This is a genomic window from Phenylobacterium sp. (genome assembly GCF_036501465.1).
Lineage (GTDB): Bacteria > Pseudomonadota > Alphaproteobacteria > Caulobacterales > Caulobacteraceae > Phenylobacterium.
In genome coordinates this window covers 1-4,099 of sequence record NZ_DASYAF010000015.1, presented here as the reverse complement: position 1 = coordinate 4,099, position 4,099 = coordinate 1, and the positions used below count along the sequence as shown (strand labels likewise).

Below are 4,099 nucleotides of genomic sequence, written 5' to 3'. Positions count from 1 at the left end.
CGGTGACCGACGGCGCGGCCCTGGTCGACGGCCAGGGTCAGGTGCTGATCGACTTCAACCGCTGGAGCAACAGCCTGCTGGTCTCGCACCAGTCGAGCGGCGTCGACATCCAGCTGCGCCGCGGCAGCTAGAGCGGGCCCGTGGAAGAGTGTGAAGCGGTTTCCGTGATCTAGTAGGTCACGTCTGCGGTGTCGGTGACGACGTTGCAAAAGCCGTCGAAGCCCTTGTCGTCGCCCCAGAACACGATCCGCGTTATGCCGGGACCGGTCAGGGTGAAGCGCTGCGCCGGCACGTCGGAATAGCTGCGAATCTCGGCCTCGCCCACCGAGCCGAGCGCATGGCCCTCTGCGTCCATCGCGGTCGCGGTCCAGACCGGGTGGGTGACGCCGCTGGGCCCGGCGACCAGCCGTGAGCGGTTGAAGGCGAAGTTCACGGCGGGCCGGTCGAAGACCATGGCGTACTGGCAGGGGTGGCCGCCCTGCTGCAGCAGGACCGCGTCGCCGCGCGCGCCGGCCAGCGCATCGCCGCCATAGACATAGCGCGAATCCATCAGCACCACCGGCTGATCGGCGGGCGCGTCGAAGGTGATCCCCTTGGGCCGGAAGGCGGCGTTGAGGTCGGCGCCCTTCACCCCCTCGCGCGGAAAATCCTGTGCGACCGCCGCGGCGGCCGTCAGGGCCAGGGCGAGACCGGCAGCCACGGCTGCGAGATGAGTCTTCATGCGTATTGCTCCTTAGCGCCGATAGGCTTCGACCCGGCCGCTGGGGCCGATGAACCAGGACGCGACCCAGCCGGTCAGGCCGACGACGATGGCGCCCAGGACGGCGGCGAGGAAGTCGTGCACCTGGAAGCCGTGGAAAAAGAACGCGACCAGCTCCAGCATCAGGCCGTTGATCACCAGCAGGAACAGGCCAAGCGTGATGATGGTGATCGGAAAGGTCAGCACCACCAGGATCGGCCGGACGATGGCGTTGGCCAAGCCGAGCAGCAGAGCGGCGATCAGCAGGTCTTCGTCGGAACTGTAGTGGATGCCCGGCACGATGTGGGCCGCGACCCAGAGGCCGAGCGCCACGATCAGCACCCGTATGATGAAGCCGACCATCGGCTCGTCCTCCTCATTTCGCGCCGTTGAAGCGCGACCATAGCCGAAGCTTGGCGGCGGACGAAGAGCCTGGACGCCGACGGCCCGCCGCGCGATCATCGGCCCATTCAGAACAGCGGAATTGTTTGGGGGGAAGTCATGTTCAAACGCGCTTTGACGGCGCTCGCGCTGGTCGCGGGACTGACCGGCGGCCTCGGCGTCGCCGCGCAAGCGCAGGCGCCCGCCGCCGCGCCGGCGGCGCCCGCCGCGACCCCGAACGACTACACCGATCCCGCTGCCTGGCTCTGCCGGCCGGGGCGCAACGACGCCTGCGCGGTCAATCTCGACGCCACCGTCATCCAGGCCGACGGGACGACGTCGGTTGAGCGCTTCCATCCCGATCCGAACGCGCCGATCGACTGTTTCTACGTCTATCCCACCGTCTCCACCGACCCGGGCGGCAACGCCACCATGGCGATCGAGCCGGCGGAGACCAACGTGGTGCTGCACCAGTTCGCCCGCTTCGGCGCCAGGTGCCGGCTCTACGCGCCGATGTATCGCCAGATCACCCTGACCGCGTTGACGGCCAGGCTGATGGGCAAGCCGATCGCCAACACCAACTGGAACCTGGCCTATGAGGACGTCCAGGATGCCTGGAGCGAATACCTCGCCCACGACAATAACGGGCGCGGCGTCGTCCTGATCGGCCACAGCCAGGGGTCCGGCGTGCTGACCCTGCTGATCGCCGACAAGATCGACGGCAAGCCGGTGCAGAAGCAGGTGATCTCGGCGCTGCTGATGGGGACGGCGCTGCAGGTCCCGCCCGGCAAGGACGTCGGCGGCGCCTTCAAGACCATGCCGCTCTGCCATTCCGCCCGCCAGATCGGCTGCGTGATCGCCTATTCGTCGTTCCGCGCCGATTCGCCGCCGCCGCCCAACAGCCGCTTCGGCCAGGGCAACCCGGCGAAAGGCACGGTCGCGGCCTGCGTCAACCCGGCCGCGCTCGGCGGCGGTTCGGGCGCGCTGAGGGCCTATTTCAGCTCCAGCTCAGGCCAGATCGCCAACGCGGCCAGCCCGCAACCGGCCTGGACCACGCCGCCGCAGCCAATCGACACACCCTTTGTCGAGGCGCCCGGCCTGCTGAGCGCCGCGTGCGTTTCCGACAGCCACGGCAACTATCTGGCCATCACCATCCATCCCACGCCCGGCGGCCGGCGCGCCAACGACATCGGCGGTGACGTGATGTTCGGCGGCCGAATCCAGAAGGACTGGGGGCTGCACCTGCTCGACGCCGACCTGAACATCGGCAATCTGGTGGAGATCGTCGGCGACGAGTCGAAAGCCTATCTGGCGCAAGCCGGGAAGTAGCCGGCTTACGAGTTCGCGCTTTCGCCGTGGCGACGCGTCGGGCTATGACGGCTGACCATGGCTTCGAAGACTGAAAACCCGACCGAGATCTTCAAGCGGGCGATCGCGCACGCCGCGCGGTCGCTGGCCGAACAGCCGGACCTGGAGGTCACCTTCTCCGGCGACGGGCCGGCGCTGAACGGCAACCACGCGGTGCTGCCGCACCCGCCGCGCGACCTGTCGCCGAGGGAGACCTCGCGCATCCGCGGCCTGGCCGACCAGATGGCGCTGCGCCTCGCCCACCACGACGAGGCCTCCCACGCCAGGCTCAGGCCCCAGTCGCTGCAGGCCCGCGCCGTGTTCGAGGCGGTGGAGCAGGCCCGGATCGACGCCATCGGCGCCAATGCCTTGATGGGCGTGCGCGCCAACCTGACCTCGGCGCTGGAATCCAGCATCGAGAAGAAGGGCCTGAACCGCTTCGACGACCCGGCCGCGGCGCCGCTGGCCGACATCGTCGGGCTGATGGTGCGCGAGCGGCTGACCGGCGATGCGCCGCCCGACGCGGCCAGGCTGCTGGTCGAGCGCCACCGCGCCGAGATCGAGGCCAAGGCCGGCGCCGATCTCGACCGGCTGTCGGATAAGCTGGAAGACCAGGCCGCCTTCGCCCGCGTCGCCCGCTCGATCATCAAGGACCTCGACCTGGGCGAGGAGTTCGGCGACGACGCCGAGGACTCCGGCGACAGCGACACGCCGGAAATGCCGCGCGACGTCCAGGACGACATGGGCGAGGACGAGGACCAGGACGGCGAAGGCGCCGAGCCCGATCCCTCCAAGAGCTCCGACCGCGACGCCGACGGCTCGGAAGAGCAGCGCACCGAGGCCGAATCCGACGAGGACGCCGAACCCTCGGACGACGACGTCGAAATGGGCGACGGCGAAAAGGCCGCCCGGCCGGACGTCAAGGACCCGGGTCTGCGCGAACCGCCCTACAAGGTCTTCACCACCGCCCACGACGAGGTGGTCGGCGCCGAGGAGCTGTGCGACGCCGAGGAGCTCGGCCGGCTGCGCGCCTATCTCGACCAGCAGCTGGCCAGCCTGTCGAACGTGGTCTCGCGCCTGGCCAACCGGCTGCAGCGCAAGCTCCTGGCCAAGCAGAACCGCGCCTGGACCTTCGACCTGGAGGAAGGGATGCTGGACGTGGCGCGGCTGACCCGGGTGATCATCGACCCGACCGCGCCGCTGTCGTTCAAGCAGGAAGAGGATACCGAGTTCCGCGACACGGTGGTCACCATCCTGATCGACAATTCCGGCTCCATGCGCGGGCGGCCGATCATGGTGGCCGCCGTCTGCGCCGATATTCTGGCCCGCACCCTGGAGCGCTGCGCGGTGAAGACCGAGATCCTCGGTTTCACCACCCGCGCCTGGAAGGGCGGCCTGACCCGCGAGGACTGGCTGAAGGCCGGCAAGCCGCCGGCGCCCGGCCGACTGAACGACCTGCGCCACATCATCTATAAGTCCGCCGACGCGCCCTGGCGGCGCGCGCGGCGCAATCTCGGCCTGATGATGCGCGAGGGGCTCCTGAAGGAGAATATCGACGGCGAGGCCCTGCTCTGGGCCCACCACCGGCTGATCGGCCGCACCGAACAGCGGCGCATCCTGATGGTCATTTCC

At 69.1% G+C, this 4,099-nt stretch carries 4 protein-coding genes; 2 read left to right on the top strand and 2 right to left on the bottom strand.

What is annotated here, in order from left to right; all coding sequences use genetic code 11:
- Positions 1-169 precede the first annotated feature (169 nt).
- Together VGL85_RS01675 and VGL85_RS01670 are read right to left on the bottom strand one after the other, a co-directional pair.
- Complete coding sequence (locus VGL85_RS01675; protein WP_331585342.1) at positions 170-721, bottom strand: hypothetical protein; 552 nt, start codon at positions 719-721, stop codon at positions 170-172.
- Positions 722-733: 12 nt separating this feature from the next.
- The gene (locus VGL85_RS01670) at positions 734-1,102 is read right to left on the bottom strand and encodes a phage holin family protein (RefSeq protein ID WP_331585340.1); all 369 of its coding nucleotides are present in this window, start codon (positions 1,100-1,102) and stop codon (positions 734-736) included.
- Between the two features lie 138 nt (positions 1,103-1,240).
- On the opposite strand from VGL85_RS01670, the gene VGL85_RS01665 reads away from it, so the two are divergent.
- Positions 1,241-2,449 carry a DUF3089 domain-containing protein gene (locus tag VGL85_RS01665; protein WP_331585338.1) on the top strand — a complete coding sequence of 403 codons (1,209 nt, stop codon included), beginning with the start codon at positions 1,241-1,243 and terminating at the stop codon, positions 2,447-2,449.
- Between the two features lie 57 nt (positions 2,450-2,506).
- Positions 2,507-4,099 (top strand): cobaltochelatase subunit CobT (gene cobT, locus VGL85_RS01660; RefSeq protein ID WP_331585336.1); only part of this gene is annotated, 1,593 nt, incomplete at its 3' end.